Origin of the sequence: Achromobacter dolens (assembly GCF_902859745.1) — a bacterium.
Classification (GTDB): Bacteria; Pseudomonadota; Gammaproteobacteria; order Burkholderiales; family Burkholderiaceae_B; genus Achromobacter; species Achromobacter dolens.
Map to the genome: position 1 here is coordinate 20,845 of NZ_CADIJW010000009.1, position 12,187 is coordinate 33,031.

General features: G+C 68.9%; 10 protein-coding genes. 6 read left to right on the top strand and 4 right to left on the bottom strand.

Features of this window, described 5'->3' with window-relative positions:
- Positions 1-39: 39 nt before the first annotated feature.
- The gene (locus tag HV783_RS09540) at positions 40-795 is read right to left on the bottom strand and encodes a GntR family transcriptional regulator (protein WP_054503569.1); all 756 of its coding nucleotides are present in this window, start codon (positions 793-795) and stop codon (positions 40-42) included.
- A 182-nt stretch (positions 796-977) separates the two neighbouring features.
- Here HV783_RS09540 and HV783_RS09545 point away from each other — a divergent pair, with 182 nt between their 5' ends.
- The 6 genes from HV783_RS09545 (at position 978) to HV783_RS09570 (ending at position 6,381) form a co-directional block, all read left to right on the top strand.
- Complete coding sequence (locus HV783_RS09545; RefSeq protein WP_026385179.1) at positions 978-1,259, top strand: UxaA family hydrolase; 282 nt, start codon at positions 978-980, stop codon at positions 1,257-1,259.
- Positions 1,260-1,289: 30 nt separating this feature from the next.
- The gene (locus HV783_RS09550; RefSeq protein ID WP_006386837.1) at positions 1,290-2,465 is read left to right on the top strand and encodes a UxaA family hydrolase; all 1,176 of its coding nucleotides are present in this window, start codon (positions 1,290-1,292) and stop codon (positions 2,463-2,465) included.
- A gap of 217 nt (positions 2,466-2,682) precedes the next feature.
- On the top strand, positions 2,683-3,696 hold the full coding sequence (locus HV783_RS09555; RefSeq protein WP_054503570.1) for a Bug family tripartite tricarboxylate transporter substrate binding protein: 1,014 nt from the start codon (positions 2,683-2,685) through the stop codon (positions 3,694-3,696).
- A 13-nt stretch (positions 3,697-3,709) separates the two neighbouring features.
- Positions 3,710-4,645 (top strand): NAD(P)-dependent oxidoreductase, encoded by a 936-nt coding sequence (locus tag HV783_RS09560; RefSeq protein WP_144656804.1) that lies wholly within the window; start codon positions 3,710-3,712, stop codon positions 4,643-4,645.
- A 30-nt stretch (positions 4,646-4,675) separates the two neighbouring features.
- A complete protein-coding gene (locus HV783_RS09565) occupies positions 4,676-5,683 on the top strand; it encodes an Ldh family oxidoreductase (protein WP_064524929.1) in 1,008 nt (335 codons plus the stop codon).
- An 86-nt stretch (positions 5,684-5,769) separates the two neighbouring features.
- Positions 5,770-6,381 carry an SUKH-4 family immunity protein gene (locus tag HV783_RS09570; RefSeq protein WP_144656797.1) on the top strand — a complete coding sequence of 204 codons (612 nt, stop codon included), beginning with the start codon at positions 5,770-5,772 and terminating at the stop codon, positions 6,379-6,381.
- Between the two features lie 66 nt (positions 6,382-6,447).
- Here HV783_RS09570 and HV783_RS09575 read toward each other — a convergent pair whose 3' ends face one another.
- The 3 genes from HV783_RS09575 to HV783_RS09585 form a co-directional block, all read right to left on the bottom strand.
- Positions 6,448-9,387, bottom strand: a complete 2,940-nt coding sequence (locus tag HV783_RS09575) for a putative Ig domain-containing protein (protein WP_175189046.1) — start codon at positions 9,385-9,387, stop codon at positions 6,448-6,450.
- Positions 9,384-10,847 carry a hypothetical protein gene (locus HV783_RS09580; RefSeq protein WP_175189047.1) on the bottom strand — a complete coding sequence of 488 codons (1,464 nt, stop codon included), beginning with the start codon at positions 10,845-10,847 and terminating at the stop codon, positions 9,384-9,386. Before HV783_RS09580 ends, HV783_RS09575 begins: the two co-directional genes overlap by 4 nt.
- A 416-nt stretch (positions 10,848-11,263) precedes the next feature.
- On the bottom strand, positions 11,264-12,166 hold the full coding sequence (locus HV783_RS09585) for an AEC family transporter (protein ID WP_054503576.1): 903 nt from the start codon (positions 12,164-12,166) through the stop codon (positions 11,264-11,266).
- Between the last annotated feature and the right edge of the window lie 21 nt (positions 12,167-12,187).

Sequence of the window (12,187 nt, forward strand, 5' to 3'; positions counted from 1 at the left end):
CCGCCGGCCGCATCCTCCCGCTGCGGGGCGGCAGGCGCCTCAGGCCCCCGCCTCCCAGGGCTCATGGCCCAGGTATTCGTAGCGTTCGGTATTGACGCGCGAGATGCGCCATTCGACCGGCTGGCGGTTGTACGAATAAGCCACGCGCCGGATCTCCAGCAGCGCCGCGCCCTCGGCCACGCCCAGCCAGCGCGCATGGGCGCGGTCCGCCAGGCAGGTGCGCAGGCGTTCGTCGGTGGCGATGACGTTGACGCCGAACACATCCTGGTACAGCGCATACAGCGTGCTGGCGCGCTCGCGCAGGTGCGCCTCGGTCATGCCGGGAAAGCGCGATTCCGGCAGGCAGATGTCATCGACCATGACCACGTCGCCGTTCAGCGACAGCATGTTGAGGAACTCGAACACGTAGGCGCCGGCCGGCAGCCCCAGCTTGTCGCGCGCCTCGGCCGAGGCCTTGACGCGACGAAAGCGCAGCAGCTCGGTGGTCGGGTACGACTTGTGGCCGTCCTGGCGCAGGATGCGGAAGAACTTGAAGAAGTGGTGGTTGCGGGTGTGCACCGCCACATAGGTGCCGCGGCCCTGGTGGCGCACCAGGATGTTCTCGGCGGCCAGTTCGTCGATCGCCTTGCGCAGCGTGCCGATCGACACGCCGAAACGCTCGGCCAGGTTCTTTTCCGGCGGAATCGCCTCGCCCTGCTTCCATTCGCCTTGGGCCAGCGCGGCAAGCACGGCCTGCTTGACCTGCTCGTACAAGGGACTGCCCAAAGGCACAGTCGATGACAGGCTGGTGTTCATGGGTGCATCGCAATAAATCCGGGCCTCCAGTGTAGCGGCGCGAGCGGGCCTCGCTCAAGTCATACAATTCATATATATGATTTAGTTGACATGCAAAAAAGCCCGCCCTAAGATTTGCCGGACGTTGTGATCCGAAGCGCCCGCGGCACTCCGCCGCGGCGCTCACCCAGGAGAGGAAGACGATGATTCACGCCGTATTGCACGATGCCAAGGACACGGTGGCGGTCGCCGTGGTGGAAGGACTGACCGCCGGAACGGAGCTCAATGCCTGGATCATGGACGAGGACAAGATCATCCATGTGCGGGCCTCGCAGGACATCCCCATCGGCCACAAGGTCGCGATGAAGGACATGGCCGTGGGCGACACGGTCTACAAGTACGGCGTGGACATCGGCCGCGTGGTCGCGCCGATCCAGGCCGGCCAGCACGCCCACGTGCACAACATCAAGACCAAGCGCTGGTAAGCCGATCCTTCGCCCACACAGGAAACCATCATGTCCGTCATCAATGCTCAGACCACCTTCCAGGGCTACCGCCGCGACAACGGCCGGGTCGGCGTGCGCAACCACGTCATCGTGCTGCCCGTGGACGACATCTCCAACGCCGCGGCCGAGGCCGTCGCCAACAACATCAAGGGCACGCTGGCCCTGCCCCACCCCTACGGCCGCCTGCAATTCGGCGAAGACCTGGAACTGCACTTCCGCACCCTCATCGGCACCGGCTGCAACCCCAACGTCGCGGCGGTGGTGGTGATCGGCATCGAGGAAGGCTGGACCAAGCGCGTGGTCGATGGCATTGCCGCCACCGGCAAGCCGGTCATGGGCTTCAGCATCGAACTGCACGGCGACCACGACACCATCATGCGCGCCTCGCGCTGCGCCAAGGAATTCGTGCACTACGCCACCGCCCTGACCCGCAGCACGTGTCCGATTTCGGACCTGTGGGTCTCGACCAAGTGCGGCGAGTCCGACACCACCTCGGGCTGTGGCGCCAACCCCACCGTGGGCAACGCCTTCGACAAACTCTACGCGCTGGGCTCGACGCTGGTGTTCGGCGAAACCTCGGAGCTGACCGGCGGCGAGCATATCGTGGCCGAGCGCTGCGCCAACGACGCCGTGCGCGAACGCTTCATGTTCATGTTCGACCGCTACCAGGCCATGATCGACCGCTGGAAGACCAGCGACCTGTCCGAATCGCAGCCGACCAAGGGCAACATCGCCGGCGGCCTGACCACCATCGAGGAAAAGGCGCTGGGCAACATCCAGAAGATCGGCAAGCAGTGCCGGGTCGACGGCGTGATCGACAAGGCCGAGATTCCCGACGGCCCGGGCCTGTGGTTCATGGACTCGTCCTCGGCCGCGGCAGAGATGGTGACGCTGTGCGCGGCCTCGGGCTACGCCGTGCACTTCTTCCCCACCGGCCAGGGCAACGTCATCGGCAACCCGATCCTGCCGGTCATCAAGATCTGCGCCAATCCGCGCACGGTGCGGACCATGTCGGAACACATCGACGTCGACACCAGCGGCCTGCTGCAGCGCGAGATCGACCTGAACCAGGCCGGCGACAAGCTGCTCGAATGCATGCTGGCCACCGCCAACGGCCGCTGGACCGCGGCCGAGGCCCTGGGACACCGCGAGTTCGTCCTGACCCGTATCTTCGAAAGCGCCTGACGGCGCCGGCGCGGCGCGCTCCGCAATGCGCGCCTGCCGCAGCGGTTTCATCGCGGCGCGCGCCGACCGTGCGCGCCGCGGCAGCACACGGCGCCCGCGCCGTGCCGCAGTTCCCTCGCAGCACACGCACAAAAGCATGCAGACCCGGGCGCAAGCCGCCACGGCAGCACAGGCGTAAGCATTCCTACCCGGGCGCCACCCCCAAGGAGGAAGACAGATGAATCGCGAGCAACACCCCCCGATCGACGACGCGCAGCGCCGCCGCGCGCTGGCCGCCCTGGGCGCGGCCGGCCTCTGTGCGCTGGCCCCTTGGCGCCAGGCCCTGGCGCAGAAAGGCGCCTGGCCGGAACGGCCCATCAATTACGTCGTGCCGTTTCCCCCGGGAGGCCTGACCGACGTGGCAGCGCGCCAGGTCGGCAAGGCGCTGAACGATGCCGAACGCTGGAACATCGTGGTCGAGAACCGCCCGGGCGGCAGCGCCAACATTGGCGCTGCCCACGTCTCGCACGCCGCGCCCGACGGCTACACCTGGCTGGCCATCACCCTGTCGCACGCCGCCAACGCCACGCTGTTCGCCGGCAAGGCCGGCTACGACCTGACCCGCGACCTGGCGCCGGTGGCCGGCCTGGCTTCGTCACCCATCATGGTGGTGGTCAACGCCAAGAGCCCCATCAAAACCATGGACGACCTGGCCCGCGCGGCTGCCGCCAAGCCGTTGGCCGCCGGCTCCAGCGGCAATGGCACGCCGCCGCACCTGACGCTGGCGCTGTACCAGAAGCTGACCGGCGCGCCGCTGATGCACGTGCCCTACAAGGGCGGCGCGCCGTCGCTGACCGACCTCATCGGCGGCCACCTGGACGTGGTGTTTTCCAATTACCCCGAATCGCTCGCGCATGTGAAGAACGGCTCGCTGCGCGCCCTGGCCATCACCACCCGCGCGCGCAGCGCCGACCTGCCCGACGTGCCCACGGTGGCGCAGGCCGGACTGCCGGACTTGATCGTGGAGAACTTCACCGGCGTGATGGCGCCGGCCAGCACGCCGCCGGAGCTGGTGCAGCGCATCGGCGAAGCCATCGTCAAGCAGGTGTCGCAGCCCGCGATGCAGCAGGCGCTGCTGCAGTTGGGATTCGTGCCGCAGCCGCGCGGACCGGCCGAGTTCGGCAGCTACCTGCGGTCGGAGGTCGACCGCTGGGCCAGGATCATCCGCGACGCCAACATCCAGATCGCCTGACGCCGGAGCCGCCATGCACGTGCTTATCTCGGAATTCATGGACGCGCCCGCGGTCGACGCGCTGCGCCAGCGCTTCGACGTGCGCTACGCCCCCGACCTGGTGGACCAGCGCGACGCCCTGCTGCGCGCCGCCGGCCAGGCCGACGCCCTCATCGTGCGCAACCGCAGCCAGGTGGACGCGGCCTTGTTGGCGGCCGCGCCGCGGCTGCGGGCGGTCGGCCGGCTGGGCGTGGGGCTGGACAACATCGACCTGCCCGGCTGCGCGGCGCGCGGTATCCAGGTGGTGCCGGCCACCGGCGCCAACGCGCGCGCGGTGGCCGAGTACGTCATCGGCACGTTGCTGGCGCTGCTGCGCGGCGCCTACGGCGCCAGCGCCGCCGTGGCCGACGGCCAATGGCCCCGGGCCGCCCTATCGCAGGGGCTGGAGGCGCACGGGCGCACCCTGGGCGTGGTGGGTTTCGGCGGCATCGGCCAGTTGACCGCGCGGCTGGCGGCCGGCCTGGGCATACGCATCGTCGCCTGCGACGCCGCCCTGCCGGCGACCCATCCCGCCTGGGCCGAAACCTGCGCCACGCGGCTGGAACTGGACGACCTGCTGGCGCAGGCCGACGCCGTCACCCTGCACGTGCCCCTGACCGCCGGCACCCGCCATCTGCTGGACGCCGCCCGCATCGCTCGAATGCGGCCGGGCGCGGTGCTGATCAACACGTCGCGCGGCGGCATCGTCGACGAGGCCGCGCTGGCGGCGGCCTTGCGCGGCGGCCGCCTGGGCGGCGCGGCCCTGGACGTGTTCGAACAGGAGCCGCTGCCGGCCGGCGGCCCGCTGGCCGGGGCGCCCAACCTGATCCTGACCCCGCATATTGCCGGCTTGACGCAGGAAGCCAACACCCGCGTTTCCGACATGGTGGCCGCCGGTGTGACAATAGCGCTTACCGGCGGCGCCCAATGAAACGCGGCGCGCCTCGCTGACAGGAAGGATATGGCTCACATCTATCTGGACGAACTTCAACACCTGGCCGCGGCCAGCCTGGCCGCCGCGGGCGCCAACCCGGCCATGGCCGACAGCACCGCCCGCGCGCTGGTCTTCGCCGAAAGCCAGGGGCTCAGTTCCCACGGCCTGTCGCGCGTGCCGTTCTACGCCGGCCACCTGCGCACCGGCCGCGCCATCGGCAACGCCGTGCCGCGCATCGTGCACGAGCGCGGCGGCGCGGCGCTGATCGACGCCGGCTCGGGCCTGGCGTTCCCGGCATGCGCGCTGGCGGTGGCCGAAGCCAGCCGCCGCGCGCGCGAACACGGCGTGGCCTTCATCGGCGTGGCCAACAGCCACCATTTCGGCGAGGCCGGCTATCACCTGGAAGCGCTGGCCGATGCCGGCCTGGTGGCGCTGGCGCTGAGCAACTCGCCCGCCGCCATGCCGGCCTGGGGCGGAAAGCGTCCGCTATTTGGCACCAACCCCATCGCCGCCGTCTTTCCGCGTCGCGGCGGCGGCCGCATCGTCATCGACCTGTCCTTGTCGCAGGTGGCGCGCGGCAAGCTCATGATCGCGGCGCGCGACAACCAGCCGATCCCGCTGGGCTGGGCGCTGGACGCCGACGGCCAGCCCACCACCGATCCCAAGGCCGGCCTGGCCGGCAGCATGCTGCCCGCCGGCGGCGTCAAGGGCGCGATGCTGGCGCTGATCATCGAGCTGCTGGCCTGCGCCCTGACCGGCTCGCACTTCGGTTTCGAGACCGAGTCGTTCTTCGTCGACGCGGGCGGCCCCGCGCGGCTTGGGCAGGCCTTCATGGCCATCGACCCGGGCGCGCTGGCGGGCAACGAGGCCTACCTCGAACGCGTCGAGACGCTGGTGGCAGCCATGCTGGAAGACGACGGCGTGCGCCTGCCCGGCGACCGCCGCCGCAAGCTGCGCGACGAGGCGCTCAAGCATGGCGTGGAAATCCCCGAAGCGCTGATGGCACAGTTGCGCGCCATGTCGGGCGTGGCCTGAATATTCCCCGGCGGTGGCTTGCCCGGCGGCCGGACGGGCCCCGCCCACTGCCGACCCGACGCACTTCGACCTGCTCGCCCTTCGCTATGACCGATGACGATCTGGCCGGCCTATATGCCGGCGGCGCCACCCACCTGGACGCGGCCACGCTGGCGACAGCGGGCCTCGATCCCTCCAGCCGCGCCTGGCTCGCCGACCACGGCCTGCCGTTGCGGCCCGAGCCCGCCATCCCCCTGCTGGAGTTCGTGCCGCCCCGCATGCACGCCGGCGGCAACGCCGCCATCCTCGTGATCGCGCGCGAACCGTGGGCCGACGCGCTGTGGATAGGAATCGCGGCGGATGGCCGCGTGGTGACGGCAGGCGCGGACGGGCCACCGATCCTCATCAACAGCCGCATCACGCATTTCCTGCATTTCCTGGCCGCGTTCCAACGCTTCCAACGCGCGGCCAGCCGTGACGATGCGGGGCCCCGCGTGTACACCCAGGCCGAGATGCAGGCCCGACTCGACGCGTTGCGCCAGGGCCAGGGCCGGCGCGCGAGCCCGCCCGCCTCACGAGCACCCGCCACGCCGGCCCTTGACCGCCCTGCCGCGCTGCGCCGGCTCGAGCAGGCCTGGCGCGACTGTGATGCCGCCGCCCTGGCCCGCGGCGGTTGGTGGCTCCGTATCCGGGAACAACTGCGCGACGGCCTGCTGTAGCCTGCCGCACCCCGCCGCCGGCCGAACTCCCGGGGCGAATGGCCCTACCTCTACGGAGTCAACCGCTCAAGGCCAGGTGACCGTGAAAATCTTGTTCACCGCATGCCCGGCCGCATCGGTCACGGTCACTTTTATCGCCGACGACATGCCCGGCGCAGCGCCGGGTCGGACCCGCAGGTTCCGCGGAGCGCGGCTGTCCGTTCCGGCTTTCGTGAATTCCAGCAGGTCGGCAACGCCCAATGCTGCCGTCATGGCGACATCGCCGACCCCGCCAGATACCGTCACGAAAGAATCGAGCGTCACGTCGGGCTCTCCCACGGCAGGTCCAGCCAGGGCGTCCGAGGTGAGTTGCACGGCCAGCGCCGGCGCGATCTCCAGGTTGAAGAAGGCCGAGGTGGGCACCGCCTCCACCAAGGGGTCCGAGATCGCGACGGCAAAGGTATTGGAGGGCGACACTTCGAGCGCCGTACCGGTTATCTCGCCGGTCGTGGAATCCATCGTCAAGCCGGCCGGCAAGCCGCCATGGAGCATGCGGTACTCAAGCTTCCGTCCGCCCGCGCCCCCTCCTTGCACAGGGCTGTAGCTGACGGCGTCGCCAATCATGTAAGCCTTGACAGGCACCCGCACGTTCGCGGTGGGCCGCTCGAACGCCAGCAGGCCGAAGCGCTCCTGCACCGTGTGCGCCGGCGAGGCGGTATCGCTGATAGTGACGGTGTAGCGCGCAATGTTGGTGTCCAACTGCTCGACCGTCGGGGTGCCCGAAATGACGCCGGTCGCCCGATCCATCGTCAAGCCATCCGGCAGGGGCGGCGCCACGTCGTACGATAGCGACCCGACGCCGCCCGACGCCGTCACTGGCGCATAGGCCGTCAGCGGTTCGTTCAAGGCCTGCGTGGTGTACGGCTGGTTGAGCGCGGCCGCCAGGTTGCCATGCACCGCGAGCGTGAAGGTGGCGGTGACGGTCTGCAAGGGATCGGCGCTGTCGGTCACCGTGACCGTGTATTCCGTGGCAGGCGACACCGCGATCGGCGTTCCGGGGACATTCTTGATCTTGCCGTTCCGCTCCTCCATTTGCAGCCCGTCCGGCAAAGGGGGCTGCACGCTGAAGTGGAGCAGGCCCAGGCCGCCCACGGCATTGACCGGGGCCTCGTCGACGATTTCGGCGTCGACCATGATGGAAACGGCCGGCTTCACCGTGGCCGCCGTCAGCGCCGGTACGACCAGCAGGGAAAAGGTGCCCGTCGCCGAATGCTCCGGCATGGCGCTGTCCGTCACGGTGTAGGTATATGTGGCGAGCAAAGACGGCGTGGTCGTGACCCCGGTGATCGCGCCGGTTCCCGCGTTCAGGGCCAGGCCCGCCGGCAGTGCCGGCGTCACGCTGTAGCGATACGGAGGCACGCCGCCCCAGGTGAGGGCCGGCGTATAGGAAACCGTGTCATGTACCCGATGTACTTCGCCGGCGTTGGGTACATTGGTCTGGAGGATCGGAAAAACCCGGAGCGAGAAGGCCGAGCTGGCCCTCTGCCCAACGCTGTCGCTGACAGTGACGGTGTAGACGGTCTCGGCAGACTCGCCCACGGCGGAACCCGAGATGCCGCCGTCGCTTGCATCCAGGGCCAAGCCTGCCGGCAAGGCAGGTGAAATCTCGAAATGGCGCGCGCCGACACCCCCGGAGGCCTCGACGGGAGCCGCGACCGTCACGGGGTCCCCCGCCGTCACGGAGATCGCATCGACCCGGCTCGTCACCGAGATCGTCTCACCAACCTCCATCATGAAAGAGGCCGTGACCGTATGCGCCGGCGAATCGCTATCGGTGACCGTGACCGCGTACGTAGTCAGAGGCGCTACCGCGACGGCGGACCCCGTCAGCATGCCAGTCGCCTCGTCCAGCGCCAGCCCTGCCGGCAATGCGGGGGAAACGGAATAATGAAGCGCTCCCACGCCGCCCGCGGCGGTCACCGGCTGATAGCTGAGCTCGCGGCCGACGACGGCGTCCGTCGTCCCCGAGGGAGTGGCGACCGCTGTCAGCAAGCCCCTGATCTCCAGCGTGAAATTGGCGCTGACCTCATGCGAGGGCGAGGCCCCGTCAGTGACCGTCACGGTGTACTCGGTCCGGGGCGATGCCATCGCGGCGGATCCCGTGATGGCGCCGGTCGACGCATCCATTGTCAATCCGGCCGGCAGCGCCGGGGCGACCGCATACCCGAGCGTACCGATTCCCCCCACGGCCGACACCGGCGTGTCATTGAGCGGATCACCCGCCTGCGCCACCCAGGTGGCACGATTGACGGTGGAGAGCAAGGCTGCCCCGATCGCCAGGCTGAACCGGGCCGTGGCGGCCCCCGGCGGCGTGCCGCTGTCGGTCACTGTCACCGTATAGTCGGTCAGTGGCGACGGGACGAGGGCGCTACCCGTCACGGCGCCGGTTTCCACGGAAAATTCCAACCCCGCGGGCAAGGCGGGAGTGACGGCGTAGTGCAACTTGCCAATACCTCCGCCGCCGCTCACCGGAACCACATCGGCGCCGACCGCTACGCCGACCAGCCAGCTTCGCGACGTGAAATTGGCGCTGGCCGACAGCGGCCCGGCCACCGTCACCTGATAGCTGCCGGCGCCTGCCTCGAACCCGGGCAGGTCGGCCGCCTGCGTGGCGGAGATGGTGGCGGAGCCCGCCGCCACCGCGGTGACCGTGCCATCGGCGGCAACGCGCGCGATGGCGTCGTCGCTCGAACGATAGGTGATGGCGCCTTTGCTGGCCGGCTGGTCGCTGAGTGCCGGGTTGCCGACGGCATCCCCGACCGTCAGCGTGACGGACGCCTGCGCGAAGCCCAGCCGCGGCGTGACGGAGACCTTTTGCACGACCACGCTGATCACGCTCAACCGCGACTGCGCGACGGCGAGGTCGACCCAGGCCAGGGCGAGGACCAGGCAGGCCCCCGTCAGGGTGTAGAGCGCCAGGTAGAACGGCGTCTTGAGAAATTGGACGATCTTCTTGCGGTTTGTCATTTCCGGCCCACCGTGATCTTGACGTTGTAGGCGGACGTGGTGGCGTCGGTGACGCGCACCAGGTATTCATCCGTTGCCGTGGGAACCGGCAGCCTGGGCAGGTCCACCACGAGCTGCTCGGGCGCCACCGAAAACTGCGGCGAAATGCCGATGTCGGCGCCGTTCTTCTGCACCGACGCCAGGACCAGCGCGCCGCTGCCGACGGCGATGGTGAGTCGTTGGCCATCGGCGCTGACCTCGGCGCCGGGCGGCAAGCCGGCCTTTTCGACGAAGACTTCCCGCACCCCGGTACGGTCGACCTTGGCCAGGAAGGTCTGTGGAATGCGGTCCGGACGCGTGATGGCCTTGTCGAGCAAGCGGGCGCCGGTGTATTGCTGCATCGACTCGCGCAGCGCCAGCGAGGTATCGTCGGCCGTATGGCGTGACGGCGAAATCAGTTTCATCAGGTCGACGTAAACCATGACCGTCTTGCTGTTGAGCGCGCCATCGCGGCCGCGCGACATGCCGAACGACAGGCGCGCCTTGTCGCCCGACAAGCTGGCGATCAGATCGCGCGACACGCCGGTGGATACGCGCATGTCGAACAGGTAGTCCTTGTAGAGCGCGAACTTCACGCCGCCGGAGAGATAGGGACGATGGCGGCTCTCGACCGAGCCGTCGCCCATCGGGTAGCGTTCGTGTTCCAGGCCGAGCGACGAGCTGAGCACCAGCGAGGAGGACGGCGCGTATTGCAGGTCCACGCTGGCGCCGTACAGCCGGCCGGTGGAGATGCGGCGCGGGTCGTAGAGCACGCGGGCGTAGTTGGCGTAGTCCTCGAGCACCGTGCGGCTCGACAGGTCGTTCCGGCTGTGCGCCCGCGCGCCCCAAGCGGACGCGCCCAACGCATGCAGGCCAAGGCCAGACTCGGGCGTGAACAGGCGGCGCGCCGACAGCACGCCCGCCAGTTGCGTGACCGGCACGCGCGCGCTGCCGGAATCGAAATCGAACGACGGCCGGCCTTTCATCAGCGACACCGCGGCGTCGAATTCGTATTGCTTGCTGGCGTCGACGAAAATGCCGCGGCCAATCAGTTCGCGCTGGTATTCACCGAGCTGCATGCTCGCACCGAGGGCGAAACGATCGGTGATGAGCCGGGCGTATTCGATGCGGCCGATCGGCGCGTTGTCCATGGCGCCGCCGCCGACCCGGAACCGCGAATCGGGCGTGGACAGCGCGAAGGAATCCCGCCCCAGCGACACGGTGCCGTCGCCCACGGGCACGGTCAGGTTTGGATTCGACGCGCCCATGCGCGTGCCGGTCGCCGCGGCCATCATGGGATTGCCCCGGGCATCGCGCCGCGCCTGCTCGGCCCGCGCGGATTCCTGCAGGAAGGCAGCGAAGGCACGTTCGAGTTCGCGCTTGTCGCCGGCTTGCGGCGCCGGCAGGTCGGGCAACCCGCCCGCCGCGGCAGGCGTGGTCAAGGCGAAGGCCGCGGCCAACGCCAAGAGGACCCGCGCGCAGTGGCGGGACTGAAGCCCGCCACAGTCGACGGAGATCTTGCGAGGAGACGATTCCGTATTGGGATGGGGCGCCCGAGGGGCGATGGGCTTCCGCAAGGAAACGGACTGAGGCATCTTGATATTTCCAACATCGGCCGTGGCGATGTCGCCGGAACCTGAATCACGAGGAATGCGTTGATTCTAGGTATCTGGAAGGGGCGAAATGACCGCGCGGCCGACACACAAAATTAATTGAGTGAATCGACCATCACGGTCAATTGGACTAGCAAAATATCCGAATGCCTGCGGCGAAAGAAGCGCGCGCCCTCTAGAATCGGACGGCCAGAATGCGCAATCGTCAAAGGGCGAAAATCAGCGCCGGAAAATGACACCAGGGGTCACATTCCGGCGGCGCGGCTGAACCAGAGCATCAGCGGCGCCAACAGCAGGAACACCACAGTGGACACCAGCACCGCGCCGGCGGCGGTGTCGCCCATGTCCGTGTAGCGCTTGGCGTACATGTAGCTGACCACCGCGCACGGCATGGCCATCTGCAGCGTCAGCGCGCCGGCCAGCACCGGCTCCAGATCGAGGATCCACACGATCGCCAGGCCCGCGCCCAACCCGGTCACCAGCCGCATCGCCGCCACCTTGGCGCCGTCGCGCACGCCGTTGGCGGGGATCAGCGCCAGCGCGTGGCCCAGGCTCAGCAGCATCAGCGGCACCGTCACCGCGCCCAGCATGCGGGCGGTCTCGATCAGCCAGGCCGGCACCGGGATGTGCAGCATGCGCATGGCGACAGCCACCACCGAGGCCAGCAGGATCGGACTTTTCCAACTGCCCTTGGTGTTGACGCCAGGCAGCAGCCGCACCGCGATGGTGTGCATGACGAAGGAATTGACGGCGAAGAACGCCACCGCCACCGACAGGCCGGCATCGCCGAACGCCAGTTGCGAGATCGGCAGGCCCAGGTTGCCGGCATTGGGCAGGAACGCCGTCGGCAACAGGGTGCGCACCGGCAGGCGGCCCAGCTTGAGGAGCAGGGCGCAAACCAGCGCGCACAGCAGCAGCGCCAGCAGCGTGGCGGCCGCCACGTCGGCCAGCGCGCGGTCGTCCAGGTGGGTCGTGACGAAGGTGTGGAACACCAGCGCCGGCGTGGTGACGGACGTGACCAGCGTGGTGATGAAGGCGCCGCCGAACGGCAGGTCGCGCTTGCCCCAGAAGACGCCGATGCCGACGCACGACAGGAGCGGCAACATCAGCACGATGGCCGACAAATAGAACTGCGCGATGGCCAGCATCCGTTTATTCCGTCAGAGATT

Bases quoted from the DNA above. Each gene is read 5' to 3' on its own strand.
- HV783_RS09575 (WP_175189046.1), bottom strand. From the start codon at position 9,387: ATGACAAACCGCAAGAAGATCGTCCAATTTCTCAAGACGCCGTTCTAC.
- HV783_RS09570 (WP_144656797.1), top strand. From the start codon at position 5,770: ATGACCGATGACGATCTGGCCGGCCTATATGCCGGCGGCGCCACCCAC.
- HV783_RS09565 (WP_064524929.1), top strand. From the start codon at position 4,676: ATGGCTCACATCTATCTGGACGAACTTCAACACCTGGCCGCGGCCAGC.
- HV783_RS09560 (WP_144656804.1), top strand. From the start codon at position 3,710: ATGCACGTGCTTATCTCGGAATTCATGGACGCGCCCGCGGTCGACGCG.
- HV783_RS09540 (WP_054503569.1), bottom strand. From the start codon at position 795: ATGAACACCAGCCTGTCATCGACTGTGCCTTTGGGCAGTCCCTTGTAC.
- HV783_RS09585 (WP_054503576.1), bottom strand. From the start codon at position 12,166: ATGCTGGCCATCGCGCAGTTCTATTTGTCGGCCATCGTGCTGATGTTG.
- HV783_RS09545 (WP_026385179.1), top strand. From the start codon at position 978: ATGATTCACGCCGTATTGCACGATGCCAAGGACACGGTGGCGGTCGCC.
- HV783_RS09555 (WP_054503570.1), top strand. From the start codon at position 2,683: ATGAATCGCGAGCAACACCCCCCGATCGACGACGCGCAGCGCCGCCGC.
- HV783_RS09550 (WP_006386837.1), top strand. From the start codon at position 1,290: ATGTCCGTCATCAATGCTCAGACCACCTTCCAGGGCTACCGCCGCGAC.